General features: G+C 60.5%; 29 protein-coding genes. 16 read left to right on the top strand and 13 right to left on the bottom strand.

The window, feature by feature from the left end:
* Positions 1–9: 9 nt before the first annotated feature.
* From PL597_RS22775 to PL597_RS22735, 9 genes are all read left to right on the top strand, one after another.
* A complete protein-coding gene (locus tag PL597_RS22775; RefSeq protein ID WP_012476004.1) occupies positions 10–2,466 on the top strand; it encodes a conjugal transfer protein TrbE in 2,457 nt (818 codons plus the stop codon).
* Positions 2,438–3,241 carry a P-type conjugative transfer protein TrbJ gene (trbJ, locus tag PL597_RS22770; protein WP_077768124.1) on the top strand — a complete coding sequence of 268 codons (804 nt, stop codon included), beginning with the start codon at positions 2,438–2,440 and terminating at the stop codon, positions 3,239–3,241. The genes PL597_RS22775 and trbJ overlap by 29 nt, the downstream gene beginning before the upstream one ends.
* Positions 3,238–3,438, top strand: coding sequence for an entry exclusion protein TrbK (gene trbK / locus PL597_RS22765; RefSeq protein ID WP_012476002.1), 201 nt, complete (start codon positions 3,238–3,240; stop codon positions 3,436–3,438). Before trbJ ends, trbK begins: the two co-directional genes overlap by 4 nt.
* Complete coding sequence (trbL, locus tag PL597_RS22760) at positions 3,432–4,613, top strand: P-type conjugative transfer protein TrbL (RefSeq protein WP_012476001.1); 1,182 nt, start codon at positions 3,432–3,434, stop codon at positions 4,611–4,613. The genes trbK and trbL overlap by 7 nt, the downstream gene beginning before the upstream one ends.
* 20 nt (positions 4,614–4,633) lie before the next feature.
* Positions 4,634–5,296, top strand: coding sequence for a conjugal transfer protein TrbF (locus PL597_RS22755; RefSeq protein ID WP_012476000.1), 663 nt, complete (start codon positions 4,634–4,636; stop codon positions 5,294–5,296).
* 16 nt (positions 5,297–5,312) lie between these two features.
* Complete coding sequence (gene trbG / locus PL597_RS22750; RefSeq protein WP_012475999.1) at positions 5,313–6,125, top strand: P-type conjugative transfer protein TrbG; 813 nt, start codon at positions 5,313–5,315, stop codon at positions 6,123–6,125.
* Between the two features lie 3 nt (positions 6,126–6,128).
* Positions 6,129–6,569, top strand: a complete 441-nt coding sequence (gene trbH / locus PL597_RS22745; protein ID WP_012475998.1) for a conjugal transfer protein TrbH — start codon at positions 6,129–6,131, stop codon at positions 6,567–6,569.
* 11 nt (positions 6,570–6,580) lie between these two features.
* Positions 6,581–7,873 (top strand): IncP-type conjugal transfer protein TrbI, encoded by a 1,293-nt coding sequence (gene trbI / locus PL597_RS22740; RefSeq protein WP_012475997.1) that lies wholly within the window; start codon positions 6,581–6,583, stop codon positions 7,871–7,873.
* A gap of 345 nt (positions 7,874–8,218) precedes the next feature.
* Positions 8,219–8,923 carry an autoinducer binding domain-containing protein gene (locus PL597_RS22735; protein ID WP_077768125.1) on the top strand — a complete coding sequence of 235 codons (705 nt, stop codon included), beginning with the start codon at positions 8,219–8,221 and terminating at the stop codon, positions 8,921–8,923.
* A 4-nt stretch (positions 8,924–8,927) separates the two neighbouring features.
* Here the strand turns inward: PL597_RS22735 and PL597_RS22730 are convergent, their stop codons facing one another.
* Entirely contained in the window at positions 8,928–9,251 is a 324-nt protein-coding gene (locus PL597_RS22730; RefSeq protein ID WP_012475995.1) for a transcriptional repressor TraM, read from the bottom strand.
* 217 nt (positions 9,252–9,468) lie between these two features.
* Here PL597_RS22730 and PL597_RS22725 point away from each other — a divergent pair, with 217 nt between their 5' ends.
* Positions 9,469–9,675 carry a helix-turn-helix domain-containing protein gene (locus PL597_RS22725; protein ID WP_077768126.1) on the top strand — a complete coding sequence of 69 codons (207 nt, stop codon included), beginning with the start codon at positions 9,469–9,471 and terminating at the stop codon, positions 9,673–9,675.
* 255 nt (positions 9,676–9,930) lie between these two features.
* On the opposite strand, the gene PL597_RS22720 is transcribed toward PL597_RS22725, so the two are convergent.
* The 4 genes from PL597_RS22720 to traA are packed head-to-tail and all read right to left on the bottom strand — an operon-like array spanning position 9,931 to position 15,599.
* Positions 9,931–10,545, bottom strand: a complete 615-nt coding sequence (locus PL597_RS22720) for a TraH family protein (RefSeq protein ID WP_012475993.1) — start codon at positions 10,543–10,545, stop codon at positions 9,931–9,933.
* 11 nt (positions 10,546–10,556) lie between these two features.
* Positions 10,557–11,720 (bottom strand): conjugal transfer protein TraB, encoded by a 1,164-nt coding sequence (locus tag PL597_RS22715; protein WP_012475992.1) that lies wholly within the window; start codon positions 11,718–11,720, stop codon positions 10,557–10,559.
* Positions 11,710–12,276, bottom strand: a complete 567-nt coding sequence (gene traF / locus PL597_RS22710) for a conjugative transfer signal peptidase TraF (protein WP_012475991.1) — start codon at positions 12,274–12,276, stop codon at positions 11,710–11,712. The genes PL597_RS22715 and traF overlap by 11 nt, the downstream gene beginning before the upstream one ends.
* Entirely contained in the window at positions 12,273–15,599 is a 3,327-nt protein-coding gene (gene traA / locus PL597_RS22705; protein WP_012475990.1) for a Ti-type conjugative transfer relaxase TraA, read from the bottom strand. Before traA ends, traF begins: the two co-directional genes overlap by 4 nt.
* Positions 15,600–15,847: 248 nt before the next feature.
* On the opposite strand from traA, the gene traC reads away from it, so the two are divergent.
* From traC to PL597_RS22685, 4 genes are all read left to right on the top strand, one after another.
* Positions 15,848–16,156 (top strand): conjugal transfer protein TraC, encoded by a 309-nt coding sequence (gene traC, locus PL597_RS22700; RefSeq protein ID WP_012475989.1) that lies wholly within the window; start codon positions 15,848–15,850, stop codon positions 16,154–16,156.
* A 4-nt stretch (positions 16,157–16,160) separates the two neighbouring features.
* Positions 16,161–16,376 (top strand): type IV conjugative transfer system coupling protein TraD, encoded by a 216-nt coding sequence (traD, locus tag PL597_RS22695; protein WP_012475988.1) that lies wholly within the window; start codon positions 16,161–16,163, stop codon positions 16,374–16,376.
* Positions 16,363–18,366: a Ti-type conjugative transfer system protein TraG gene (gene traG / locus PL597_RS22690; RefSeq protein ID WP_012475987.1), complete on the top strand. Its 2,004-nt coding sequence runs from the start codon at positions 16,363–16,365 to the stop codon at positions 18,364–18,366. Before traD ends, traG begins: the two co-directional genes overlap by 14 nt.
* Before the next feature lie 200 nt (positions 18,367–18,566).
* Entirely contained in the window at positions 18,567–18,962 is a 396-nt protein-coding gene (locus tag PL597_RS22685; protein WP_234888144.1) for a thermonuclease family protein, read from the top strand.
* Positions 18,963–19,098: 136 nt separating this feature from the next.
* Here the strand turns inward: PL597_RS22685 and PL597_RS22680 are convergent, their stop codons facing one another.
* The 4 genes from PL597_RS22680 to PL597_RS22665 all read right to left on the bottom strand — a co-directional run bounded on the left by PL597_RS22680 (position 19,099) and on the right by PL597_RS22665 (position 23,562).
* Positions 19,099–19,413, bottom strand: coding sequence for a hypothetical protein (locus PL597_RS22680; RefSeq protein WP_077768127.1), 315 nt, complete (start codon positions 19,411–19,413; stop codon positions 19,099–19,101).
* A gap of 282 nt (positions 19,414–19,695) precedes the next feature.
* Positions 19,696–22,005 carry a methyl-accepting chemotaxis protein gene (locus tag PL597_RS22675; protein ID WP_012475985.1) on the bottom strand — a complete coding sequence of 770 codons (2,310 nt, stop codon included), beginning with the start codon at positions 22,003–22,005 and terminating at the stop codon, positions 19,696–19,698.
* Between the two features lie 138 nt (positions 22,006–22,143).
* Positions 22,144–23,043 carry a substrate-binding domain-containing protein gene (locus PL597_RS22670; protein ID WP_235675766.1) on the bottom strand — a complete coding sequence of 300 codons (900 nt, stop codon included), beginning with the start codon at positions 23,041–23,043 and terminating at the stop codon, positions 22,144–22,146.
* Between the two features lie 234 nt (positions 23,044–23,277).
* A complete protein-coding gene (locus PL597_RS22665) occupies positions 23,278–23,562 on the bottom strand; it encodes a hypothetical protein (protein WP_077768129.1) in 285 nt (94 codons plus the stop codon).
* Positions 23,563–23,969: 407 nt separating this feature from the next.
* Between PL597_RS22665 and PL597_RS22660 the strand changes: the two genes are divergently transcribed.
* The gene (locus tag PL597_RS22660) at positions 23,970–24,236 is read left to right on the top strand and encodes a WGR domain-containing protein (RefSeq protein ID WP_306801661.1); all 267 of its coding nucleotides are present in this window, start codon (positions 23,970–23,972) and stop codon (positions 24,234–24,236) included.
* Between the two features lie 60 nt (positions 24,237–24,296).
* Here PL597_RS22660 and PL597_RS22655 read toward each other — a convergent pair whose 3' ends face one another.
* The 4 genes from PL597_RS22655 to panD form a co-directional block, all read right to left on the bottom strand.
* Positions 24,297–24,470 (bottom strand): hypothetical protein, encoded by a 174-nt coding sequence (locus PL597_RS22655; RefSeq protein WP_162854302.1) that lies wholly within the window; start codon positions 24,468–24,470, stop codon positions 24,297–24,299.
* 323 nt (positions 24,471–24,793) lie between these two features.
* Positions 24,794–24,958, bottom strand: coding sequence for a hypothetical protein (locus PL597_RS22650; protein WP_162854301.1), 165 nt, complete (start codon positions 24,956–24,958; stop codon positions 24,794–24,796).
* A 319-nt stretch (positions 24,959–25,277) separates the two neighbouring features.
* Positions 25,278–25,586 carry a DUF736 domain-containing protein gene (locus PL597_RS22645; protein WP_015084482.1) on the bottom strand — a complete coding sequence of 103 codons (309 nt, stop codon included), beginning with the start codon at positions 25,584–25,586 and terminating at the stop codon, positions 25,278–25,280.
* A 376-nt stretch (positions 25,587–25,962) separates the two neighbouring features.
* On the bottom strand, positions 25,963–26,415 hold the full coding sequence (gene panD / locus PL597_RS22640) for an aspartate 1-decarboxylase (protein WP_077768181.1): 453 nt from the start codon (positions 26,413–26,415) through the stop codon (positions 25,963–25,965).
* 248 nt (positions 26,416–26,663) lie between these two features.
* Here panD and PL597_RS22635 point away from each other — a divergent pair, with 248 nt between their 5' ends.
* Entirely contained in the window at positions 26,664–26,837 is a 174-nt protein-coding gene (locus PL597_RS22635; protein ID WP_162854300.1) for a hypothetical protein, read from the top strand.
* The last annotated feature ends 9 nt before the right edge of the window (positions 26,838–26,846 follow it).

Here is a 26,846-nt window from a genome sequence, read left to right as displayed (position 1 = left end):
GAGGCGGCCATGGTAGCTCTCAAACGCTTCCGGGCGACCGGCCCTTCCTTTGCTGATCTCGTTCCCTATGCCGGCCTGGTCGACAATGGTGTCCTCCTCTTGAAGGACGGAAGCCTGATGGCCGGCTGGTATTTCGCGGGACCAGATTCCGAAAGTGCGACTGACCTCGAACGCAACGACCTGTCGAGGCAGATCAACGCCGTTCTGTCGCGGCTTGGAAGCGGCTGGATGATCCAGGTCGACGCCATTCGCATTCCGACGGTCGACTATCCCACAGAAGACCGTTGCCATTTCCCCGATCCGGTAACCCGCGCAATCGACGGGGAGCGCCGGGCGCATTTCGCGCGCGAGCAGGGGCATTTCGAGAGCAAGCATGCGCTGATCCTGACTTACCGGCCGCTCGAGTCCAAGAAAACAGCTCTCAGCAAGTACATCTATTCGGACGAGGAGAGCCGGAAGAAATCCTACGCGGACACGGTGCTCTTCGTGTTCAAGAACGCGGTGCGAGAGCTTGAGCAGTATTTTGCCAACACACTTTCGATCCGGCGAATGGAAACCCGAGAAACGGTCGGAAGGGGAGGGGAGCGAATTGCCCGATATGACGAACTGCTTCAGTTCGCCCGCTTCTGCATTACCGGCGAGAACCATCCAATCAGGCTTCCCGATGTTCCGATGTATCTCGACTGGATCGCCACGGCGGAGCTTGAACACGGACTGACGCCGAAGGTCGAAAATCGCTTTCTCGGCGTCGTCGCGATCGACGGTCTGCCGGCTGAAAGCTGGCCGGGCATTCTGAATAGTCTTGACCTGATGCCGCTCACCTATCGGTGGTCATCACGTTTCATCTTCCTTGATGCCGAGGAGGCCCGACAGAAGCTCGAACGCACACGCAGGAAATGGCAGCAGAAGGTCCGGCCGTTCTTCGACCAGATATTTCAGACACAAAGTCGATCCGTCGACCAAGACGCGATGACCATGGTCGCCGAGACCGAGGACGCCATCGCGCAGGCCTCATCGCAGCTGGTTGCCTATGGATATTACACACCGGTCGTCGTGCTATTCGACAACGATCGCGAAGCCCTGCAGGAGAAGGCCGAAGCGATCCGGCGGCTGATCCAGGCGGAAGGGTTTGGGGCGCGGATCGAAACGCTGAACGCCACCGATGCCTATCTCGGCAGCCTGCCGGGCAACTGGTACTGCAACATCCGTGAGCCACTGATCAACACCAGCAATCTCGCCGACTTGATTCCGCTGAATTCGGTCTGGGCCGGAAACCCGATCGCGCCATGCCCCTTTTACCCACCGAATTCCCCTCCCTTGATGCAGGTTGCGACCGGCTCGACAGCGTTCCGTCTGAACCTGCATGTCGATGATGTCGGCCACACGTTGATCTTCGGTCCGACAGGTTCTGGTAAGTCGACGCTGCTTGCTCTGATCGCCGCACAGTTTCGCCGGTACGAAAATGCGCAGATCTTCGCCTTTGACAAAGGCAGTTCACTTCTTCCCCTGACGCTCGCTGCCGGTGGTGATCACTATGAGATCGGCGGCGACAATGCGGAAGAGGGGAGGGCCTTGGCCTTCTGCCCGCTTTCTGATCTCGAAAGTGATGCCAACCGGGCCTGGGCGACCGAGTGGATCGAGATGCTGGTCGGTCTGCAGGGCGTCACAATCACCCCCGATCATCGTAACGCCATTTCTCGGCAGGTCGGACTGATGGCGAGCGCATCCGGTCGCTCACTCTCGGATTTCGTCAGCGGCGTGCAGCTGCGCGAGATCAAGGATGCGCTGCATCACTACACCGTTGACGGGCCGATGGGCCAGCTCCTCGATGCGGAGGAGGACGGCCTGACACTCGGGGCCTTCCAGACCTTCGAAATCGAGCAGCTGATGAACATGGGCGAGCGCAATCTCGTGCCGGTGCTGACCTACTTGTTCCGGCGGATTGAGAAGCGTCTGGATGGATCGCCGAGCCTGATCGTGCTCGATGAGGCGTGGCTGATGCTTGGCCACCCAGTTTTCCGCAGCAAGATCAGGGAATGGCTCAAGGTCTTGCGCAAGGCGAACTGCGCCGTTGTCCTTGCGACCCAATCGATCTCGGATGCCGAACGGTCCGGGATTATCGATGTGCTGAAGGAGTCTTGCCCAACCAAGATTTGCCTTCCGAATGGCGCCGCCAGAGAGCCAGGAACACGTGAATTTTACGAGCGTATCGGTTTCAACGAGCGCCAGATTGAGATCGTCTCGAACGCAGTCCCCAAACGCGAATACTACGTCGCCACGCCGGAAGGCCGGCGGCTCTTCGACATGTCGCTGGGGCCGGTTGCGCTGAGCTTTGTCGGCGCGTCGGGCAAGGACGACCTCAAGCGCATCCGCGCACTGAAATCCGGACATGGCCGCGAGTGGCCAATCCGCTGGCTTGAAACGAGAGGAGTTCACGATGCCGCATCGCTACTCAAGTTCGAATAGATGGTTAGCCTGCCTGGCGGCCGCGGCCCTGACGATCGGAGCCGTACCTTCAGCACGGGCGGGGACCGCCACCGGTGCTGCGACGGAGTGGACGCAGCTCGCCAACAATGCGCAATTGGTGGACCTTCTCAAGAGCTCGGGCCTCCAGGTCGACAATCAGCTGACGCAGATCAGCCAGCTTGCGGAGCAGATCCAGAACCAGCTTAAGATCTACCAAAACATGCTGCAAAACACCGCGCAGCTGCCTGACCATGTCTGGGGGCAGGTCGAAAGCGATCTCAATCAGCTCCGCAGTATTGTCGACCAGGGTCAGAGTATCTCATTCTCCATGGGCAACGCCGACGACGTTCTTCAGCAGCGCTTTCAGAGCTACGCCGACCTCAAAACCAACCTGCCGGATAACGCGACGTTCTCCTCGACTTATCAGTCCTGGTCGACGACCAACCGCGACACGATCGCCAGCTCGCTGAAGGCTGCGAGCCTAACGGCCGACCAGTTCGATAGCGAGGAAGATACGATGTCCTCGCTGCGGTCGATGTCCGAAACGGCGGACGGGCAGATGAAAGCGTTGCAGGTCGGCCACGAGATCGCCGCTCAGCAGGTTGCCCAGATGCAGAAGCTTCGCGGTCTCGTCTCGCAACAGATGACGATGATGGGAACCTGGCTACAGACGGAGCAGACCGACAAGGACCTGGCGCAGGCCCGGCGGGAAAAGTTCTTCAACGCTGAGGTCAAGAGCATTCCGGAAGGTCAGAGAATGGAGCCACGCTGGTGAGCCGATCCGTCCTAATTGCTTTGGTGCTTGCTGTCGCCGCTGCATCCGCCGCGGCCACAGTGCTGATCGTAAAATCCAGCGACGGCGGAAGACCTGCGCTTACCGAGGAGCAGCGCTCAGCCCGGGAGAAGTTCTTCGGCTCGAATAAGGAGCTGCCGCCGATCAAGGATGGTCAGGAGATACGGCCGAGATGGTGAAGCCCGCTGTCACACGTTCACTCCTGATAACTGGTCTGTTCTTCCTCGCCTATGCTGCTCCCGCATTTGCGCAGGAGGGGCAGGTCCTCACGGAACTGGAAAACCAGGTCTCCTCTGCCGCGAAGGGCTGGGAGACCACCATCATGGATGCGGCGAAATCGCTGTTCTGGATCCTCGCAACGATCGAGATCGGCATTGCCGCCGTCTGGCTGGCGATCCAGTCAGCCTCGCTGGATAGCTGGTTTGCGGAGCTGGTGCGCCGGATCATGTTCGTCGGGTTCTTCGCATTCGTTCTGACCCAAGGTCCGACCTTTGCCCGGGCGGTGGTTGACAGTCTTTTCCAAATTGGTGCCGGCGGCGGTTCAGCCTCGCCCGCTGAAGTGTTCGATGCCGGCATTCGCGTCGCCTCGCAAATGTCGCAACAGGCGCAGTTCGGCGTATTCGAGGACAATGCGCTGGCGATTGCCGCGGTGCTGGCAATGGGTGTCGTCGTCATCTGCTTTTCGCTGGTTGCCGCGATTTTTGTTTCGGTGATGGTTGAGATGTATGTCGGCCTGCTCGCCGGCATGATCATGCTTGGCCTGGGCGGTTCCTCCTTCACCAAAGACTTTGCTGTTCGCTATCTTGTCTACGCCTTCGGCGTTGGCATGAAACTGATGGCGCTGGTGATGATCGCAAAGATTGGGTCACAGGTCCTCTTGGGTCTGGCCAATGCCCCGACCGCATCCTCCGACCAGTTTGTCACCACCCTGGCGATCGCCGGTATTTCCGTCGTGGTCTTCATCATCGCCATGTACGTGCCGAACATCATCCAGGGTGTCGTCCAGGGAGCCTCCGTCACCGGCGGTATGGAGACAATCCGCCACGGCGGGCAAGCGGCGTCCTTCGCCGCGGGCGCTGGATTCTTGGCCGCCGGCGCTGCCGGCGCGGGTTTTGCGGCGGCCCAAGCCGCACGAGCTGGCGGTTCATCCGTCGCTGGTGCTGCCCTGCGGGGGATAGGCGCAAGCTTCAGTTCCGGGGCACAAGCCGCAGGCTCGGCCGCGAAGGAAAAGGCAATCGGATCTCCCGGTGCTTATGCGGGGTCCATCCTCGGACTAGCCAACGCCAAGCTCGATGAACAGCGCAGCGGTCACAGCGGCCCGACGCCTCCTCCCGAACGCAACGACAAACCATAATCGAGACAAGGGAAGAATAAATGGCAGCGAACCGCGCCCCTGATAATCCGTATCTTGCCGCCCGCCAGGAATGGAACGAGCGCTACGGCACATATGTGAAGGCTGCTTCCGCATGGCGGATCGTCGGCATTCTCGGCCTGACGATGGCCGTCATCGGCTTCAGCTACGCGATGTATCTCAGTACCCAGGTCAAGCTCGTGCCTTATATCGTTGAGGTCGACAAGCTGGGGACGGCAGTCACGGCAGGCTTCCCGGAGCAGATCGAATATGCCGATGTCCGCGTGGTTCGCGCCACACTCGGCAACTTCGTGACAAGCTTTCGCTCGATCACGCCGGATGCCGTGGTGCAGAAGCAATATATCGACCGCACATACGCTCTTCTTCGCACCTCCGATCCGTCGACGGAGAAGGTCAACGCCTGGTTCCGAGGCAATTCACCTTTCGAGAAAGCGAAGTCCTCGACCGTCGCCATCGAGGTCAACAACATCGTGGCGCTCTCGAACCAGACCTATCAGATCGACTGGACGGAATACGAGCGAGACCGCAAGGGCAAGGAAACCGGCACACGCCGCTTCCGCGGCATCGCAACGGTGGCGCTCACCGCGCCACAGGATGAGGCGACGATCCGCCTCAATCCGATCGGCCTCTATGTCCGGGATTTCGACTGGACGGCACAGCTTTAAGGGCAGGGATTTCTCAATGCAAAAGACAGGATTGATCGCAGCCGCCGGCTGCATGGCCGGACTCGCCTTTGTGGTGGGCGCGCAGGCGCAAAGCATGACGAGCAACGAGGTCAAGGGTACGAATATCTCCCGCAAATGGCGCGGCACACCGGGCCTGGTCACAACGGGACCGGACGGCAAAGTGATTTTTCTGTTCGGCGAGACCCAGCCGTCCGTCGTCTGCTCGCCGCTGCAGGTCTGCGACATCGAGCTTCAGGGCGGTGAGATCGTTCGCGACGTGCTCGTCGGCGATACGGTGCGGTGGAAAGTGGAGCCGGCCACCTCGGGGGCGACAGGCGGGCAGGCCATCCATCTGATTGTCAAACCGTCGGAGCCAGGTCTTCTCACCTCGATGGTCGTCACCACCTCACGGCGAACCTATCATATCCAGCTCAAGTCCCATCCCAGCCAGTACATGGCGCGCGTTGGTTTCGAGTACCCCGAGGACACCTCCACCAAGCTCGCCGACATCAATGCCCGTCTCGAAACCGGCGGCATTCCGGGCACGGCGCCGGATAAGCTGAACTTCTCCTATTCGATCAGCGGCGGGGCTTCGTGGAAACCGAAGCGGGTCTATTCGGACGGGGTCAAGACCTACATCCAATTCCCGAAGTCGATCTCAGGTCAGGATGCGCCGGTGCTCTTCGTCGTCTCCGGCGGTCAGAACCGCATCGTCAACTACCGGATGAAGAACAACATGATGACCGTCGACTATGCGATCGACAAGGCGATCCTCGTATCAGGGGTCGGGTGGCGGCAGCAGAAGATCACCATCCGGCGGGGAGGCTGAACCATGCGCAAGCTCCTCGCACTCTTCATCGCGGCCAAACTACTCTCCGGTTGCCAAACGGCCGACGACGCGATGACCACCAATGCAACCCCGGTTGCCGTCACCGGACCGGCCGCAAGCGCGATCGCCGGTGACATGGCAAGTCGTCTCGCCGAACAAATCGGTCCGGCCAGCGCTGCGACGACCATCAAAATGGAAAAGGACCAGTCGGAATTCGCGACCGCCCTCGAGGCGGCCCTGAAGGGCTGGGGTTATACGGTCGTCACGGACGGCAAGGTCGCCAAAGACATCAAGCCGGTCGAGCTTGCTTTTGCCGTCGAGGGCTTCGACGGGCAGGTTTTTGCGCGCGTTTCGACGCCTTCCATCGCTCTTGGCCGCGCCTATACGCCGACGGCGGCCGGCGCCACGCCGACCAGTCCACTTTCGATCATGCAGCGCAACTGACGGAGAGCAATATGGTCCAGTCGCTCCAACTTGGCGCGCCAGCCCAGTCCGACGATCAGAATGGCATGCGCCGGCTCAACCGCCTGCCGATCATCATCGCCATCATCGTCGTCGCGCTCTTCGTTGGCGTCGTCGTGATCGGCCTGTCGCTGCGGGGGCTGTCCTTCCATCGAGGCGACATCGAGGGGGCTTCCAACACCCCGGCGACCAGCTTCGGCGACCAGCTCAAACGGGGTGTCACCGACGGCATCATCGGCGAGCCGGAGAAGCAGGAAGTGTTTCAACCGACCCCTGTCGTCGAGCAGAAGGTCGAGAAACAGGAGACCGCCGTTGAACGCCGGCCGAATGACCGACAGGAGAGACGCTCGCTCGAATCCGAGGAGGAGTGGAAGGCTCGCCTGAAGCGGGAGCAGGACGAGCAGTATATCCGGGAAGCGCAGCGCCAGCGGATGGCTCGCCTCCAGGCTCGCGCTACGGCGCTCGATTCGCCGCTGAAGGTAGACATCGGAGACTTCGAGAAGGCAACCTCCACCAATGACAGCGGCCGCCAGCCGACAAATGCAGCCGTCAACAGTGCGTCGGACCTTTATGCCGCCGCCATGAAATCCGGCCTGATGGGCCAAAACGTCGATCAGAACGGACAGCCGTCGAAGGAGGATTTTTTCAATCAGGACATCAAGGATCTCGGCTACCTGCCAAACCAGGTCGTGCCGCAGATGTCACCCTACGAACTGAAGCGCGGCTCGGTCATTCCCGCCACCTTGATCACCGGCCTCAATTCCGACCTGCCAGGGCGGATTACCGCGCAGGTCAGCCAGAATGTCTACGACAGCGCGAGCGGCTATCGCCTCCTTATCCCGCAGGGCGCAAAGCTGTTCGGTCGCTATGATTCCAAGGTCTCATTCGGCCAGGAGCGTGTTCTCGTCGTCTGGACTGACCTTATTTTTCCCAATGGATCCACCCTGCAGATCGGCGGCATGGCCGGCACGGACGCCGAGGGGTATGGCGGCTTCCAGGACAAGGTTGACCGCCATCTCTGGAGGACGTTCGGTTCCGCAGCTCTGGTGGCAATCATCGGGACGGGGATCGACATGTCGATGCCGGAGAGTTCAACATTGGCCACCCAGGACACGGCATCGGATGCAGCACGGCGGAATTTTGCCGAAAGCTTCGGTCGCGTCACAGAACAGACAATCTCGAAGAACCTCAACGTTCAGCCGACGATTCGCATCCGTCCTGGCTATAAGTTCAACGTTCTCGCGGACCAGGATATCATCTTTCCATCCATTTATAGCGGGCGCTAACCCATCTCGAACGCTGCTCCGCCCGTCGTTTCGTCGGGTGGAGCGATCCATCCGCGCTCAGAAATCAGCGCTCGCCAAAATCTTCTCTCAAATTGTCATATTTTAGATGAAGAGGCCTTGAATACTCGGTAGAGGTGAGTAGAAAACCAGTTGCAACGGCCGTGGATATGCTTCGGCAGAAGGCAACTGCGTTTTCATCGGAAACGAATGGGGACACGGAATTCGCAGCCACGGTCCGATGTTCCGTATGGCTCCGGCTGGCCGAACGGTGGCACCAGGTAACTCGCGGCGCGTGGTAGGCGCGACGGGTGGGAGGCTCGCAGCTGCGCAAGAGGAGACAAGTCCGTGGACGGAGACCTTCGCTCTTTAATCGATATGACGGAAGCTGCGCACGATGAACGCATGATCAAGGGCGCCCTGAAAAGCTTCGCAAACTCCCATGGCTTCGAACGTTTTGCGTATCTTCAGACCGAGGGCCTGGAAATCCGCACATTCAACTCCTATCCGGAGGAATGGCAGGATATCTATCTTGGCGGCCAATATTCGCGCATCGACCCCGTCATCACGGAAGCCAAGCGTCGCATGGAGATGTTCTACTGGACGGCCGATGATTGGCCGGCTCGTGGCACCTCGGAGCTGAGACGGTTTCGCGACCAGGCGATCGAGCACGGCATTCGCAGTGGGCTGACGATTCCGGTCGAAGGGAGTTTCGGGTCGACGATGATGCTGACCTTTGCCTCGTCGGAGAAGAAAGTCGAGAAAGCCAAACTGCTGGACGCCCAGAAAGCCGTCCGGACGGTCCTTGCAATCCATTACCGCCTGAAGATTATCGCTTCGACGACGATAATCGCTCCGAAGCGGCTACTCTCGCCAAGGGAAGCGATGTGCCTCATGTGGGCAGCAAAGGGCAAAAGTGCCCCGGAAACCGCAATGTTGACGGGGATCAACGCGAGGACGGTGCAGCACTACCTCGATAAAGCGCGCGAGAAACTTGACGCGGCGACCGTTCCACATCTAGTCGCGATCGCTAAAGATCACGGCTTGGTTTGAGGGGTCATTCATCGCCATCGAGCGGAACCTCGGGGATGTAGCCGAGCACATCGATGATCTCCGAAAGCTCTTCCTGCTGGGCTTCGGATTTCCTTTGCCGCGCGGCATACTCTTGCTGCAAGCTTTCGAGCACGGCGCTCGAAACCGAGGGGTCGGCGGACGCGCGGGTCCATTCCTCATAAACAGCTTCGTCGGCGACTATAAGCCGGCGGTGCTCTCGGATTGCAGATATAGCAAGCGCCTCTAGTTCTGATTTTTCCATTGAACGTAAACAGGATCCCATCGGTTTGGTTTCGTGTTTTGTCTCGGATAAGTTCACGTCCTTCATCCGCTTCCCCTTAATTTCTTCATTTGCCGCTCGAAAGCCAAATCCTGGTGAGCATTATACCGCATAGGCCATAACTGCACGGCCTGTCTTTCAGAAGTTCATATACCCTATATCCCAAGGTAACTTGTGACGGCCTGGACGAGCAATATCACGCGCCGTGACGAATCGGAACTATAGTTCCTGGAATAATAGTTCCGATTCAGGTTCCGCTCGCGTCATGGATCTCAAGGAGGTCATGGCGATCAATATGCGTCGAATCCGTCATGGCAAACAATTGACGCAGGAGGAAGTGGCCCACCGTACGGGCCTCAGTGTCCGCCATGTCGGAGCAATCGAGCGTGCCGAGATGTCGGCGACCGTCACCGTCCTTGGCCAAATCGCAGAGGCACTGGGCGTCGAACCTGCCGTGCTTGTGACGAGATGAGTAGACGCGCGCGTGCTGACTGCTAGTTGCTGCCCTTGAGGCCCCGTTATGACGCAGCCGGGCATGAATCTGCTCTAATCGTATTTCCGCGCGGCCGTTCTTTCGTGGATGGCTGTGCTGGTGCTTTGATCAACTCGAACACCACGTTCGTGCGGGGCGTTCCGACAAACACTAATATCATGCATTTGAGTTACACTAATTTTCTGCTTTGAACCTCAATACTCGCCTCGCTGCCCCCGGCGAAACGAAGTCAATCTATTTTTGGCCTCCAATGTGTGAGAGGTCGATCCGCATCCCCGCTCGGCCAACATCCTGCACCGTCTCAGGCTCTTGCTCTCCTGGTTTCGGTTCGGCGCTCTCTTCCTCGTCGGGGATCTTCTCCTCGCTTTGCTGCGGCACTTCAACTGCCGTTCCCGGATCCTCCGCCTGAAACACACTGACGCCCTCGAACTCGCCGGTCTTCCATGCGTAGACCGCATCCTCGAAGATCTGCGGGAAGACATCTTTGCTCGTCGGGTTGCCATACCATTTCGCGACGATCCGGAGCACCTTGGCGAACATCGCCGTGCCTTTGCGGAGGTTCTGGCAGGCATCGACGAGGTCCGGTTTGAGATCACTCGCTTCCTTGACGCCAACGCCGGCGGGAAACTGCGTGAGACCGACGCGGACCACCGCCTGACCAGCATATTGCCGCACGATCACCATCGCCTCGTCAGCCGACGCAGCTTTTGGCACGAGGATCAAACGGCCACCGGATTTGACGGTGACGGCGAGGGGATCAGCCGAGCCTGCTGATACCACGAACCGTTCGACGATCGCGGGTTTTAGGGAAGGGTCGGCGCATTCTTTGATCAGGGCGGCGTCCAGCATAGTGTCTCCTTTCAGGTGTTAAAGGCAATGACGAGCGGCTTTGCGAAGAGTTTTACCCAGGCGGTAGTCGCGGCGCGCTGTATGGCAATGATCGACGTGCCTTCGGTCCACCAGCCGTTTCCGACGGCGAGGATGGCGTCCGGATCGTGCAGCATCGACTGCAGGACCGGCCAAACGATCAGTTGCTCGTAGCAGATCAGTGGTGCGGCCCGGCCGGCACCGATAGTGACGATTGGGTTCGCGAAGAAATCCGCCCGGGCGCCGCCGCTCTCCCCAAACCAGGATCGCCATGGCTGCCACATCGAGCCGGGAACCGGCATGCGTTCGCGATAAAGGATGCGGCGACCCTTGCCGTCGATCGAGACGAGGACATTGTCGTAGCCGTCTGCGTCGACTACCACGGCGCCGGCGATGACGGTGGCATCGCCATCGGCAAGTGCGCCCGTCCATAGACGCTCCACGGTCGGCGTCCAGAAGCCGAGCGCACTTTCTGGCAACACCACAAAGCGGGTGCCATCGCCGGCAGCGTCGCGCACCGTTGCGATCAGGTCATGCTGGCGTCGAAGACCGGTGTCGCGGCCAAGCGAAGCGCCCATTTCCAGATCGACGCCGCGCCAGGCTTCCGGTAGTCTCGGGTCGGTCCAGATTGCGGCGGACCATAGCCAAAAGCCGGTCAAGGCGATGGCGACAGCTGGCCATATGCGGGTTACGAGGCCCGCAAGGCCAGCTGTCATCCAGCCCAGTCCCCACCATCCCCATCCCGGAAACAAAACTCCAGCGGCCGTGACAGGATGCGCCCAGCCCGTGATGCCGAACGGCGGGACGGCCATGATGACGGCCGCAAGGAGATAGCGGAACGGACGAATGCCGGCGATCCCGGTCCACAGGACCGTATGCACGGCGACGAAGCTCGAGGACGCGCACAGCCAGAGGAGCAGCCCCGGCCAGATATCAGACGAATAGAAGGCAGCGACGCCTTGCGGCAGGCCACGAGATGCGGCCAGAAAATAGCTGGCCGAGACAAGGGCCGCGACCGCCCTCGTTTGCGCCATCGACCAAAGAACGGGAAACGCCAGGGCGACGGGCAGAAGCAACGCGTGGCCGCTCCAGCCCACCACGCCGATCGCGATCGAAGCGACTATCAGCTGCGTCGCCCGAAGAAACTCACGGCGCATAGGTGAGGATCTCCTGCGCTAGGCCGAGAATGCCTGAAGCGGGCACCGGACCGAAGTACCGGGAGTCGAAGGAGCCCGGGAACGCCGAATGCAGGAAGAGATGTCCTGGCGGAACGATGCCACTCGGAAACGGCGCCAGCGGCCGCCCCTTTCCGTCTCGTGGCGCGAGGCTGGAAGAGGCAACCACCCGCCCATCGACAATCACGCTGGCGCCGATTTCGACATGCTGGCCTGCGACGGCGATCACCGTCTTGATCAACGGGGCGACGCCACCCGGGCAGGAACCGGAACGGAGATAGTCGCGCGCTCGCGCCTCCCGCATTTCCGCGGTTGCCGGTGGGCAAACGAACACTAGGTCACTGACAGCAACGGGGCGACCGAGCGGAACGATACGCCACAGGCCGAGTGGCTCGCTCGGGGTCAGATTGATGCGATAACCGCCGGCGAGGGCAGTCGCCACCAGCACGATAGCGGCCAACGTCGTGGCCGAGAGGATCACGGCCGCTCGTCGTTGTTGCGCGGTTATCGCCTGGCGCGCTCTAGCTGCCGCCGTCATTTCAGGGAGAGCCCTTGGCTCTTCGTCTGGCGCAGTGTCTCAGCCTGCTTAAGCGCCTCCGTCGTTCGTTCATGAGCGGCAAGCTGCTGGACCGTCCGCATGGAATTCCACGCAGACTGGACCTCAGCCTTCTGGCCAGCCGTCATGCCCGCTGTAACGGTCTCGAAGGCCTTGCCGTTGGTGTCTTTCGCGGCGAGAGGCAGGAAGGTCCGTTCTCCGAAACGCTCGGACACAGCCTTCGCGAAACCTTCGAGTTCAGCTTTCACCATTTTGTCGGCCAACGCATATTCAAGGCCGGCAGGGAGATCGTTGCGATCGATGGCATCGCGGACGCGTTCGAGCATCTGCTTGGCCGCTGGCGAGAGCGCAGGGATGTCGACCGAAACCTTGAGCCGGACCGCGCGCTCCTCCGTCTCATGCTTCAATTCGGCCTCGGCCCGCTCACGAAGATAGCGTTCAAGATTGCGGCCAAGTGCCGGGACATTGGCGATGGCTTTTTCCCGGTCCTGCTTCTCGGCACGGCTGGCAAGAAGACCGGGCTTGCCCTTTAGCGTACCGAAACTTTCGGGGGCGTCGGCGACCTTCGCGAGAGTGGACTTCGCGACCGATTGGTCCTTGACCATCGCGTCGACATTGATTGCCTTGAAGGCAGCCTCCGGCTGCGCGTAGACGAGGTGGAAGCGGGTCGAGACGTCCTCCCATTGTTTCTTGAGGCCGGGGTCGGCGGCGAGCTTGTCCTCGACAGCCTGCTCGAACGATTTAGGGAAGGTGGTGATGCCTGACACCATGGGCTTGGCCTCCTTGATCGGGTTCTGGATTGGGGAGTTTTTGAAGTTGCCGACGAAACCGAGTTTCGTTGCAATTGCGGCAAGACGGGCGCCGAGGCCGACCAGCTTCTGTTTCTGCCGAATGGTCCATTCCAGGCGATCGCGCGCGACCGCCCGGGCGACATTCATGAGGTGCAGGCCCCGGGCTTCCGCGAAGCGCAGCGCCTGGCGATAGAACGACGCCTGCTCGTAATCGAGGGTCGTCTCCTTGGCGTTTCGGCGCGATAGGATCGGGATGAGGCCGCCGGATTTCGCGAAGGAGCGACTGCCGTAGTAGACGGCGAGATCTTCACGATGGCGGGTCATCGCGACGTAGGTCAGATGCCGGTCGAGCGACAGTGACGCAAGCACCTTCACCCGGTCGACGGTCGCCCCCTGGCTCTTGTGGATCGTCGTGGCATAACCGTGATCGAGATTGTTGTAGAAGCGCTGCTCGATAGTAACCTGACGGCGGTGCTCTCCTTCACCAACCTCGGCGACGACCCGGCCAGGAGCGGCTTTGAGCACCTTTGCGAGCATGCCGTTCTTAACGCCGAGGCTGCCCTCGTTCTTGAGGAACACGATCTGATCTCCCGGCGCAAATTTGCGGTGTCCGTCCTCCGTCTTGAATGCAAATCCTTCTGCGACGACACCGCGTTCGACCAACTTGGCGCGCGCCATATCGTTGAGCATTCGCACATCACGGCGAAGGTGCGCGAGGATCAGGCTGGTCTTCGAGGGGTCGTAGTCGCGGTCCCACGCTGCGATCAGGCTCTCGACCGCCTCGTCCTTCAGTCTCAAGCCAATCATTCGACCATGAGCGGTATAGGCGTCGACAGCCTTGCGGATATTGCCACGAGCGAGATCGAGCGAGGCATCGCGCATCCATTGCTGGCGCTGACGGTAGATCGTTTCGAGTTCGGCATAGCCGATGCGAGCGGCAATGGCGCGAAAGGCGGCACCCGCTTCGATCGGCTGGAGTTGTTCGGGATCGCCGACGAGGACAAGTTTGGCGCCGGCCTTGGTCACCGTCTCGACCAACAGCGCCATCTGCCGTGACGACACCATGCCGGCCTCGTCGAGTACGATGACAGTCTTGTTGTCGAGCTGGTTGCGACCCTGGTTCCAGCGAAGCTCCCACGACGACAGCGTGCGCGATGGGATGCCCGCTTCCTTCTCCAATCCCTCGGCTGCTTTGCCGGCCAGTGCTATGCCGACCACACGATAGCCGGCTGCTTCCCACGCCTCACGGGCAGCCTTCATCATCGTCGTCTTGCCGGCGCCGGCACGACCAATCACGGCGGCGATCCTCTCTCCGCCGGCGACATGTTCGATCGCCGTCCGCTGCTCATCCGATAGACGAGAATGGCGTGCAAAGGTCGCCTGCAGCACCGCCTCACGGACACCATGGGAGGCGCGAGCGGAAAGCCAGATAGCGCGGTTGGCCATCTCGGCTTCAAGCCGGATCATCTCCCGGGTCGTGTATTTCGCCAGCTCTCGGACCCCGGTCGCAAGATTCATTCGCTCGCGCTCGAGCCTGAGCGCTTCCGGGCTCTGCAGAATCCTCACCATCAGGCTTTGGAAGAGACGGGCATCGTCGATATAGCGATACAACACCTTCGCAACATCACGTTCGTCGAAGACGCTCTTCTCCCGCGTGATCAGCTCAAGCACGATCTCGGGGCGGCGCTGGATGCGGCGTGCATTCTCGCTACGACGAGCTTCCTGAAGCTCGATGCGTTCGAGTTTGGGAGGCGCGGTCTCCTGCTTCCCGTCGGATTGCTCGGCCTTGCGCTCGATGGCTTTGGCGCCGACGCCGAGGTGAATGGTCGGCTCGAGGTCGATACCCTGCTTTTCGAAGGAGCGGCCATCGATGCGAATATCGAGGCCGGCGAGCGCCAGATGTTTGTTCTGGCAGGCAAACCAGCCGTCGCGGAAAGCGTTGAAGTCCTCAGTGCTACCGGCCCACAGGTCATAGACGATCTTGCCTGCATCATTGCGGATCGGTTTGCCGTCCCGACCGAGCACAGCGACCTTCTTCGAACCGAACCCATCTTCGGTGAGCGGCCGCAATGTCGTCATCAGGTGGACATGCGGATTGCCGGGGGCGTCGTGATAGACCCAGTCGGCGACCATCCCCTTCGCCGTGATGTGCCTCTCCACAAAGTCGCGCATGAGAGCGATATTCTGCTCGGATGTCAGCTCGAGCGGCAGGGCAATGGTGACATCCTTGGCGAGCTGCGCATCGGATCGCTTCTCGAATGCCTCCACCTTGTTCCAGAAGGCTTCGGATGCTCCCGCGACTGAGCGATCTGCAATCATGCTGCGCACCCATTCGGGCGAGTCTGCCGGAATCACAAACTCTTCGTGCAACAGCCCCAGCTTGCGGGTGTAATCGATCGTTCGCGCTTCCCGCTCGTATTCCATTTTCGCGCAGTGCCGGTAGGCCGCCGACAGGACAGCGCTGCGGCCGGAGCCGCGGGCGACGACGCTGACGGAGAAATGGGGGACGGCCACGGCGGAGTTCTTTCCCGGTTGCAAACGAAATCAACGGGTTCGTCGGGAGCGGGAGGCCGGACCAAGCAAGGGCGTCGCGTGAGCGACGTATAATTGCGCCCTTGGAAGCCGCTCCTTCGGAACGGCCGGGATCATTCACCAAAGAATCGCCCTTGGCGATTGTAGGATTCACAGTAGTGCGTTCCGCACTCCGTTCGGAAAGACTGGCTTCGAAAGACAAGCTTTCTCAGCCATGGAGACGATCGGACATGAAAAAACCTGCCTCGAAAATCCGCGACGAAATCGCCAAGTTGCAGGAGCAGCTCAAGGTCGCCGAGACAAGAGAAGCCGAGCGGATCGGCCGGATCGCGCTCAAGGCCGGCCTTGGCGAGATCGAGATTGAGGAAGGGGAGCTGCAGGCCGCTTTCGAGGAAGTGGCGACGCGGTTTCGCGGAGGCCAAGGGGGAGGGAAGGGCGCTACGAACGGAGGGAAAAAGGGTGCCGGCGATAGCAGCGGCGCAACGTCGACGCCGGCGGACTCCTCTGGTGCGGGCGCGGGCAGCACTGGCGAGGCTTGAGCGTATGGCGAGGACGATGACATCCGACGCCCGCAAGAAGGAAACGCGGGAAAAGATCGAGCTCGGCGGCCTGATCGTCAAGGCCGGGCTGCGTTACGAGAAGCGCGCGCTGTTGCTGGGCGCGCTGATCGATGTCGCCCGCCGAATCAAGGGTGATGAGGGCGAGCGATCCAGGCTCACGGCAATCGGCGCGGAGGCCTTTGGCAATGACGATCAATAGGATTGCGCTCGTCGTCGGGCCGGCGGCGCTGATGATCCTGGTCGTCATCGGGATGACGGGGATCGAGCAGTGGATTTCCGGCTTCGGGAAGACCGAGGCCGCACGCTTGGCATGGGGGCGTGCGGGCATCGCGCTGCCCTATGTCGCCAGCGCGGCGATCGGTATCGTGTTCTTGTTCGCAAGTGCCGGCGCGATCAGCATCAAGCAGGCAGGCTGGGGCGTCGTTGCGGGATGCAGTGGAACGATCCTGATCGCGGCTACCCGCGAAACCATACGCCTTGCCGCTTTCACGAAGACGCTGCCAACCGGCAAGACGGTCTTCGCCTATCTCGATCCGGCAACGTCGATTGGAGTAGGCGCAGCGTTCATGTGTGCCTGCTTCGCACTCCGCGTTGCGTTCATCGGCAATGCGGCATTCGCAAGGGCCGAGCCAAAGCGCATTCAGGGCAAGAGGGCACTGCATGGCGAAGCCGACTGGATGAAGCCGCCAGAGGCGGCGAAGCTGTTTTCCGATTCCGGCGGCATCGTCATCGGCGAGCGCTATCGGGTCGACAAGGACAGCGTCGCGGCATTGGCATTTCGAGCCGATAGCGCGGAGACCTGGGGCGCCGGCGGCAAGTCGCCGTTGCTGTGCTTCGATGGCTCATTCGGCTCGTCGCACGGGATCGTCTTTGCGGGGTCCGGTGGTTTCAAGACGACGTCGGTGACCATCCCGACGGCACTCAAATGGGGCGGCACGCTGATCGTGCTCGATCCGTCGAACGAGGTCGCCCCGATGGTCTCCGCGCATCGCGGCGGAGCGGGAAGGGACGTGTTCGTCCTCGACCCGAGGAAGTCGGACATGGGCTTCAACGTGCTGGACTGGGTCGGCCGTTTCGGCGGAACGAAGGAAGAGGATATTGCCTCTGTCGCATCGTGGATCATGAGCGACAGCGGCGGCGCGCGCGGTGTCCGTGACGACTTCTTTCGCGCGTCAGCCCTGCAGTTGCTCACCGCGCTCATCGCCGATGTCTGCCTGTCCGGTCACATGGACGAGAAGGACCAGACGCTTCGCCGGGTGCGCATGAACCTGTCGGAGCCGGAACCGACCTTGCGCAAGCGCCTGCAGGACATCTACGACAATTCGGGTTCGGATTTCGTGAAGGAGAACGTCGCTGCCTTCGTCAATATGACGCCGGAAACCTTCTCCGGCGTCTATGCCAATGCGGTCAAGGAAACGCATTGGCTTTCCTATCCGAATTATGCCGCCCTGGTGTCCGGACGGAAATTCTCGACCAGCGACATCGCCGCGGGAAATACCGACGTCTTCATCAACATCGACCTCAAGACGTTGGAGACTCATTCCGGTCTTGCGCGTGTCGTCATCGGCTCGCTTCTCAACGCGATCTATAATCGCGACGGAAAGCTTGAAGGGCGCGCGCTGTTTCTTCTCGATGAGGTCGCCCGCCTCGGTTACATGCGGATCCTCGAGACTGCGCGCGACGCCGGCCGCAAATACGGAATCACGCTGACGATGATCTATCAGTCGATCGGCCAGATGCGCGAAACCTATGGCGGCCGCGACGCGGCAAGCAAGTGGTTCGAGAGTGCCAGCTGGATCTCGTTCGCCGCAATTAACGATCCCGAGACCGCCGACTACATCTCGAAACGTTGCGGCATGACCACGGTCGAGATCGACCAGGTCAGCCGCAGTTCCCAGGCAAGGGGATCATCGCGAACACGCTCGAAGCAGCTTGCCGCCAGACCGCTTATCCAGCCGCATGAGGTTCTGCGCATGCGGGCCGACGAGCAGATCGTGTTCACGGCCGGCAATGCACCGCTCAGATGCGGGCGCGCCATCTGGTTCCGGCGCAACGATATGAGAGCCTGCGTCGGCGAGAACCGGTTTCATTCGATGGGCGGAAGGGAGAAGGAAGGTTCGAATTCGGCGTCTGCGGTAAACGCCTATGAAACCAAACCGGCTGTAACCTCTGCCGCCGAAGAGGAATGAAAAGCTTGGCGCAAAAGAACGTCATCCCGTTCAGGAAAAATCGGAAGGTCGCCAACGACCGTCCCGGCATTAATGACTCGCGATCGACGCCGCGTCGTCATGGTCACGATCGCGGCCGAGGCTTTCCGACCGCGATTGTCTGGGCCGTGGTGATCGGCGCCGCGGGCTGGCTCTATCTTGATCGCAATGGCCATCTCGACATCGCTGCGGCTTTCGTCAAAGCGCCTGCGCAAGACAGCCAATCGGCGTCGTTCGTGATCTGCGGCGACAGCCATCGCACGAACTGCGTCGTCGACGGCGACACCTTCTGGTTCGAGGGCAAGAAAATCCGCATCGCCGACATCGATACGCCCGAACTCAGCCCGCCCCGCTGCGAAGCTGAACGGATCAAAGGTGAAGCGGCAAAGTCGCGACTACTAACGCTGCTCAACGCCGGAAAGTTTTCGCTGTCGGCCGGCTTCCGCGACGAGGACAAGTATGGACGTAAACTTCGAACCGTATCGCGTGCGGGCAATTCTCTGGGCGATGTTTTGATCAAGGAAGGCCTTGCCCGGCCATGGGATGGCGCGCGACATGGCTGGTGCCAGGGGAAATGACAACCATCATCATCGTCCGCTGTCAGGAGAGAGAGATGGGGCTTGGGATCATAGCCGGCTCGGCTGGTCGATCCGGCAGGAACGGCTCAAGCGAAAGGCAAAGACCAGAGGCGGTAAGCCGCCTCTGGTCTGGGCTTCAATCGCCCGGGTCGAAAGGCTCCTTGTCCTCAAGGCCGATGTGCCATCGTTTGTCGGACCACCGGGAGGGGAGGTAGATCTCATCACCACCGAAGTGCGCGATGATGATCTTTCCGGGCTCGTGGAACAAACCGAAATCGACCTTGTTGTCGATGGCCCAAAGCAGCGCCGCAGACAGAAACTCGCGCGAGATATCGGCGGGAAGGTGCACTTCAGCATCGAAACTGCTGCGCAGATGTTCAAGCCCGGTCGGCTGCTGATCCGCAAGTTTCCGCTCTTCGCTAACCGGCTGTGTGATGTGATGCTGTGTCATCAGGGTCTCCTTTTCGTTTTCTGGCGAAAAGTGTCCGCACCGAAGTCCGTGAGGGGTCAGGGACCGCTGAACGCGGCCGCCGTGCGGCGAGCGGAGGAACCGACTTTCTCTGTGCCGCTTGCGGTGCGGGGAAAATTGGAGGGGCCGCGATGTCATTGACGCCGGAACGGCGGGTGCAAGATAGGACGTCAGAGAGAGATAGGACCGCGTCCTGAAAAGGACGCGACCGCTTGCCAGCTCTGATGGCCAAAAGACCTTCAGTCAGTGCACCTTCAGCTCCGCTCAGAACTCTTCCCAGGTCTGCTTGACGGCGGCGTTGCCGGAAAAGGCCTTGGCGACGGCGCCGACGATCCGGCGCGCGGGCGATGCGACCGGCCGGCTGGATGGGCTCGCCTCGGTGAGGGACGCCGGCCGGCGCATGGCTTCGCCAAACTGGAACTGGCTGATCAGGTCGCGAAGCCGTCCTGCTTCACCGGCAAGGGTCGCGCTCGCCGCATTGCTCTCCTCGACCATGGCCGCATTCTGCTGCGTGACCTGATCCATCTGGTTGACGGCGGTATTCACCTCCGCGAGACCGACCGATTGTTCCCGGGCCGATGTCGCGATCGAGTCCATATGCTGGTTGACGGTGACGATGTAGCCCTCGATGGTTTTCAGGGCAGTCCCGGTCTCGCTGACGAGCTTCACGCCATTCTCCACCTCGACGGAGGAGTTGCGGATCAGCTCCTTGATCTCTCTGGCGGCCTTGGCGGAGCGTTGCGCGAGTTCACGCACTTCCTGTGCAACAACCGCGAAGCCTTTGCCGGCCTCGCCGGCACGGGCCGCTTCGACGCCGGCATTGAGCGCAAGTAGATTGGTCTGGAACGCGATTTCGTCGATGACGCCGATGATGTTGGAGACCTGCTTCGACGATTGCTCGATCTTCTCCATGGCGTCGACAGCACTCGCCACCACTTGGCCGGATTGGGAGGCACTGGTATTGGCCTGGGCGGCGATCCTGCGGGCTTCGTCGGCCCGCTTGGAAGAATTGGCGACATTCACGGTGATCTGGTCGAGCGCCGCCGCCGTTTCTTCCAGCGACGCGGCCTGCTGCTCGGTGCGCTTGGAGAGATCATCGGCGCTGATGCTAACCTCGCGGCTGCCGCTATCGATGGCGTTGGCCGCGTCGGCGACGGAGCGCAGCGTCTCGGCAAGCTGGCCGGCCGCGCCATTGAAATCGGCGCGCAGCGTCTCGAATTCATCCGCGAAGGGCTCGGAGAGACGGAACGTCAAATCACCCGCAGAAAGGTGCTTGAGCCCTTTGCCGAGACCTTGGGTGGCTTGGGCCATGGCTTCTGCCCGGAGGCGATCGCTTTCAGCCTTACGGCGACGATCGTCTTCCGTCAGGTTTCGCTGTTCTTCCGCTTCCTGCTCGAGGCGAATATTGGCGACCGCATTGGCGCGGAACACTTCGACAGCGCCGGCCATGTCCGTTATCTCGTCGCGACCGGACATGGGAACCTGAGTGGAATGATCACCGGAGGCGATACGGCCCATGACCGTCGCAAGCCTGATCAGCCGCCGCGTCACGAAACGCCGGACGTAGAACAGGGCGGCAAGCGCGGCTGCAATCACCAGAAAGCTCGTTGCCGCATTGACGGCGACAGTCTGCTGGGTCATCCCCCGAGACAATTCCGCAGCATTTCGGGCGGCCTGCTTTTCCTTCGCCGCGATCAATTTGACGTCGACGCCAAGGATGATGGAGGTCACCGTCAGATCATTCAGCATATCTGCGATCTGACCGTTGACCTTGGCCTGGGCGGATCGAAGCGCAAACAGGCCTTCAGGACCTCCACCCTCATTCTGGAGAGCCGTGACAAGCTGTTGCATCGCAGCACTACCGCCTGAAGCTTTCAGCCGCGCGAGGATGCTGTCAATCTCCTTGCCAGTCGCATCATATTGATCCTTGACTGCGGCCAGTTCGGTGTCTGACGCATCCGGTATCGCCGATATCAGTGTCGATATCTCGGCGGCCGCCATCTGGAGATCGGTCAGGGCACGCGATCGCTCGATACTGCTGTCCACCGCTCCGACCTGCGCGTTGCGGAGCATTGACGCCAGGGACTTGTAACGGGACAGAGCGCGAGCCACGCCCTCCTGCATGCGGAATTTCGCCTTGATCCGGTCGGAAGATATGGCTGTCAGCTGATTGAGCTTTGGTTCGAGGCTTTGGCTCGTCTTCTCGACCGAATCGAGCAGTTCCGGCGCCACGCCAAGGTCGCGCAAAGCCGTCAGTCGACCGCTTTGACCGGCGAGGATGGCTTCCAGGCGCTTCGAACTTGCGTCGAGCGAAGCGAGATCCGGCTCATAGACGAGATTGGGCGCCTCTGCGAGAAGGATGGCGCTTTCTTGCGCGAAGGCGAGGGATTCGGTGACGGTTGGGAGGGTTCGATCGCCGAGTTCCTTGACGATGCCGGAACTTTTCATCGAATACCAGGACGAGGAGGCGCCGGCGATGGCGGCGAGGGCAGCAATGCCGACAAATGCCGCCGTCAAGCGTCCGGCGATCCCGAAATTACGTCGGTCGTTGGATTTCGCTGTTGCTGGTGTCATCGAAGACGGCTCCTTGGATTCGGGGCGACAGTGGGCGCTTTGATCACGCCACGCTCGCTGGGGTGGTTCGAATAGTTTCGTGATGACATCGACTTCTGACGTTCATCGAGCCGCGGTAACGCGGGGCAGGCATTTGTCTTACTTGCCGTACAGGGCCTTAAGATCGGTGTCGGTCAGGCTGCTTGGCATCCAGAACTTCTCCGACAGGTCAGCGCGGTAATTCGCCTTTGCCTTCTGGATGTCCCAGCCGTCGGGCTCATAGACATAGCGTTTGTGAATGGCTTTGCCATCGAGCAGCGCGACGGCAGCGCGAACAGCTGCGGCCCCTTGTTCCGGCCCGTATTCGGTGGCGATGGCATCAACCCCGCTGTCGATCCATTTCTGGAGAAATCCGTTGTTCACCTCACCGGTGATCGGCGGAACCTTCGCGCCATATTGCTGGAAGACATCCATGCAGGCGCGGCTCATGTCGGCGCCCGATGACCAGATGCCGTCGACCTTCGGGTTTTCGAGATAGAAGGTCTCGCAAACCTTGTGGCCGTAATCATACGACCAGAGACCGGCATCTTCGGCCACGATCTTGATATCGGTGCCCTTGATGGCTTCGAGCAGGCCCTTGTAGCGGTTGATGTCTTCGGGATGAGTCGGCAGTCCGCGCAGGACCCAGATATTGCCCTTGCCTCCGAGTTCCTTGACCAGGAACTCTCCCGAGACCTTTCCGAAGTTCTCGCCGCCGCCTTGAATATCGACGGTGAATTTGTCGGTTTTGGTAAGGCCCGTATGGACGATGACGGGAATGCCGGCATTGACCGCTTTTTCGATACCAGCATCTGCGGAGGTCGGAGAGACCGGTGTCACGATGATGGCATCGACCTTCTGGGCGATCAGCTCATCGATATCGGCGATCTGCTTGGCCTGGCTGAGATTGGCGTCGAGCAGCACGAACTGAGAAATGCGCGGATCACTCTTGGCAGCGGCTTGCGATTCAGCGGCCATTTGGGCAGCCCATGTGTTGGCGTTGACGCCAAAGTGGCTCATCCCGATTTTCCAGGGGCTCGCCTTCTTGAATTTTTCTGCGGGTATTGTGTCCTTGTCACCAGGGCGGGCTACCACCCCGTTCATCAAGTCTATGTCTTGCGCTCTTGCGCTGTGGCCAAGGAGGAGTGCTGCTCCCAAGAGGAGAGCATATTGTTTTTGTTTTGCGAACCCAAGCACGGTCTGTCCCCTCACGTATGGCCACGATGGCGACGATCGTCACCCACTCGAAAAACTTCAGTCATCGGATGCATATCGGATAGTGCTGCCGCGATAGTCGCCAGCTGCGGAACCGTCGCCCGCTTCGCGACTGGCTACCTGCGCCGTTCCTCCGCTCCGGCCTTTGATCTCGGCTTGGTAGGCGAGAATTGCCTTCTGCGTACGTTCAGCTTGCCGCAGGACGCCAAGCAGGCTCTCCGTCGCCTTGAGAAAGCGGCCGCCTTCTTCTTCCATCTGGTCGATCAGTGCACGTTGTTCGGTGCTGAGGCTGCGCTCCAAGGGGAAGTCGATAATTTCTGCCATGTCTCTGACTTTCTCTCATTGCGCTGCAGTGCCTGATCCGCAGGTGCTTTGCCTAGTTGAACCTGATTGCAATAATAATTATTCAGAGAGAATGAAAATTAAATTAAAGTTTGAATGAAGTCGTCGGATCCACTCTCGGATGACTTGCACGGCCATGTCCGGAGCGCTCGGGATACTGCAACTGATCGCGCGAGGTTGGCCCTGTGCCATCCGCGAGAGGATCGTCACGCGAATGCGCGGAGACCGACTGGGCTCCGGGAGCCACAGCGACTAGAGCCGTGCGGCTGCGCCGACTCGCCCAGACAATCGCTCAGGTTTTGAGAAACATCACCGCAATGAATCGGTTGGCCTCGAACGATTCAAAACTGTCGTTGGACGCTCGGGCACGGATCGGCGACTCTGCGAACATGGTCACGCAACCTTACCAGCTCTACATCGAGCGAACCGACACGGCGAAGAACATGGCCCGCTTTTACGCCATGCAGATTTCCATATCGCTTTTCGGGGAAACCTGCCTGACGCGACGCTGGGGGCGGATCGGGACCTCTGGACAAATGATGGTGCACCATTTCGGGCGGGAGGAAGAAGCGGTCAGACTGTTCCTCGACCTGACGCGGCAGAAGCGAGCTCGCGGCTATCGACCGAGGACTTTTGCCCAGCGTCCTCTCAGCTGACCAACGATGACGCCCGAGCCGGAACGAAGGAAAAGGGCCGCCGAGGGCGGCCATGGCGCGTCATTCGCGCCTATTCCAGTCGGTCTCGAAGTTGAGCTCGATCTCGACGAAGAACGGAATCTTGATCGCGAGCTTCAGCCCGAGCTTTCCCTTGCGGAAGAAGTGACAGATCACTCTCCCGAGATTACCGAGCCGGCGGCCGGTGGCTGCAAGGAACTTTGCGAGTTGTTGCATGGTAGGTTCTCCTTTCGAATTGCTGATATCGCGGGGATCGAAAGCAGACCTCGGAGGAGGGCCGCACCGGAACGGTCGAAGCGCGAGCGGAGAACCTGGAGCCGCCTGAATTTTGACTGGGCGAGGAGCCGCATGCGGTGGGGAAAATTCTGGTGGCGCAAGGTTGCGGCGTGACGCGAGGACTGCAACATCCCCTGACGTAGATGACAGCTGTGTCGAAAGGAGAGATGCGATGGCGCGGTTGTTCCTCGGGCGGAAAGCGCTGGAATCGGAGACGGTGATCGCCGACGAAGCTCGGCTCTGAAATGAGAAGAGAAGCCGCCTCAGAAGGGCGGCTCGGCCTTGATGGTGCCGACCTGCTCGGCCAGTTGCACGGCGAGCTCGGCCCGTGCAAGTTCAAGCTCGCCCTCGATCTGGCGGCGCTCGGCCGCGTCGCATGCGTTGTTCAGCTCGGCCCGCAGTTCTTCGATGTGCTGTTCGATCGTCATGATCTCATCTCCTTGAGTTCGTGAAAGACGAGCTCGCAGGGCGGGACGGGATGGCGGGGTCAGGGATCGCGATAGCGACCGCCGGAGGCGGCGAGTGGGGGAGCCGAATTTCTGGATCGGGCCGCAGGACCGGGCCTGAAATTTGGGGGTTAACCGCTCGTCCTTGATGCCGTCGGCCCGGCCCGGCACCATCAGGAAATCTGAGCGGCTATCCCCGTTTCCGCATGGCACCAAAAAGCCGGAACCTGGCTCGATGCCTGGTGCCGGCTTCTCACTTTGGCGGGAGAGGCTCCGCCGGATCGGCGGAGCCTCGAGAACCTCAGTCGCGGTTGGGGCGTGACCAGATCAGCTGCAGGCCATCTTCGCCTTCGACTTCGGCCAGCGTTGCGTAGATCGGGGCGGGGAAGCTCGGGTCGTCGAGCTTGACCGAGAGATAGTCGCGGCCCTGCTCGGAGGTCTTCTGCCAGGCGGCGCCGAGCTCGACGTTGCCGGCGTAGATGCGGAAGTGCGGCCCCTTGTCGGAGGGGTTTTCGACGCGGGCGATGCGGGCCTTGACGTTGAGGGCGAGGGTGCGGATCGAGCCGGAGAAGCCGTTTTCGGTGGAGGTGAAGGTGCCGATGGTAGCCATTGTCCAAGTTCCTTTTGCTGTTTCGGGCCGCTCCATTGCGGCCTCGATGGCTGTCGCAAGGACCGGGGACGATCGGACCGCACCCAGAGGGCCGAAATGAAATGGAGGGCGGCCGGGAGCAACTTTGTTGTCGCGCGAGGAATGGCGACGAAGTCGGCAGGGGAAGAAAGTTTCGAATGGCCGTTGCGGGAGGACGATCGAGGCGACGCCGCTCTCCGGTCAGACATGCCTCATCGAGCCCGCAAATGGAGCGCCGCTAACGTCAGGTAAAGGGACGGGACAATGGCTCCCCTGAAGGGCAACGGCAATAGGCGAAAACGGTGTCGTGGCAATCCACATCGGCAAACGTCCAGGGACGCCGTCCGACTGCATCAGGCTATCCGGAAATGGAGGCCGGAAATCCGTAGCTGTTGTCGGGCAGCTCGGAGCTCACGGCCATGTCGAGAGAATTGTCTGCACGGCGAAAGACCTCGTAGGTGATCCTGTCGACGATTTCATTGTTTTCTCCGAAGACCAGCACGCGTGGCTTGAGCTTGATGATGTCATCGATTTCGCAAAAGACGCTGGACGCGATGATAATCTCATCGCCTTGCTGGCACGTGCGAGCGGCCGCACCGTTAAGAATGCAGCACCTGGAGCCCGGATCACCGTAGAGCACGTAAGTGCTGATCCTTGCTCCGGACATCTTGTTCCAGATTTCCACATATTCCAGCGGTTTCAGACCGACCTCCCGGCAGAAGTCCGCATCGATCGTGATCGAGCCGTGGTAGTTCAGCTTTGCGTCGGTCACTCGAATGCCATGCAGCTTCGCGCCCACGTATTTTTCCACAGCCTGCCCCTTCCAGTTGATATCCTCGCATCCTATATTTGTGCGACGCAGCATTCCGCAACAACCCATGTGGCGAAGTGTTTTCCTTACAAACAACCTGGACAGGCGGGGGAGGGTGGGAATCCTTTTGTCGCGAATGGCGACGGCATGCCGTCGAAACCGTCGGTATGAAACTTGGAATGACAGCCTGTTGTGTTCGGTGGCGTGCGCGATATCGTTCAGGCGCGATTCGTCGCCCAGGAGGATTTATGCGTCAGCAGACAAAACCGTTCATCGTCGAGAGGAAGCCGTCTCGCAAACCCAAGTCCGATGCCACGAAGTCATCGATCTGGGGCACGTTGGACCTCACCCTGAACCAGCATCCGCAAACCGAACCAGAGCCAATCAGAGAGACGGCCGTCGGTACTGGCGACCGTCCCTGATTCAAAGCA

The organism is Agrobacterium sp. ST15.13.013, from assembly GCF_027956525.1.
Taxonomy (GTDB): domain Bacteria; phylum Pseudomonadota; class Alphaproteobacteria; order Rhizobiales; family Rhizobiaceae; genus Agrobacterium; species Agrobacterium salinitolerans.
Note: the sequence above shows the minus strand (reverse complement) of the source record. Positions and strands in the feature narration are given on the sequence as shown.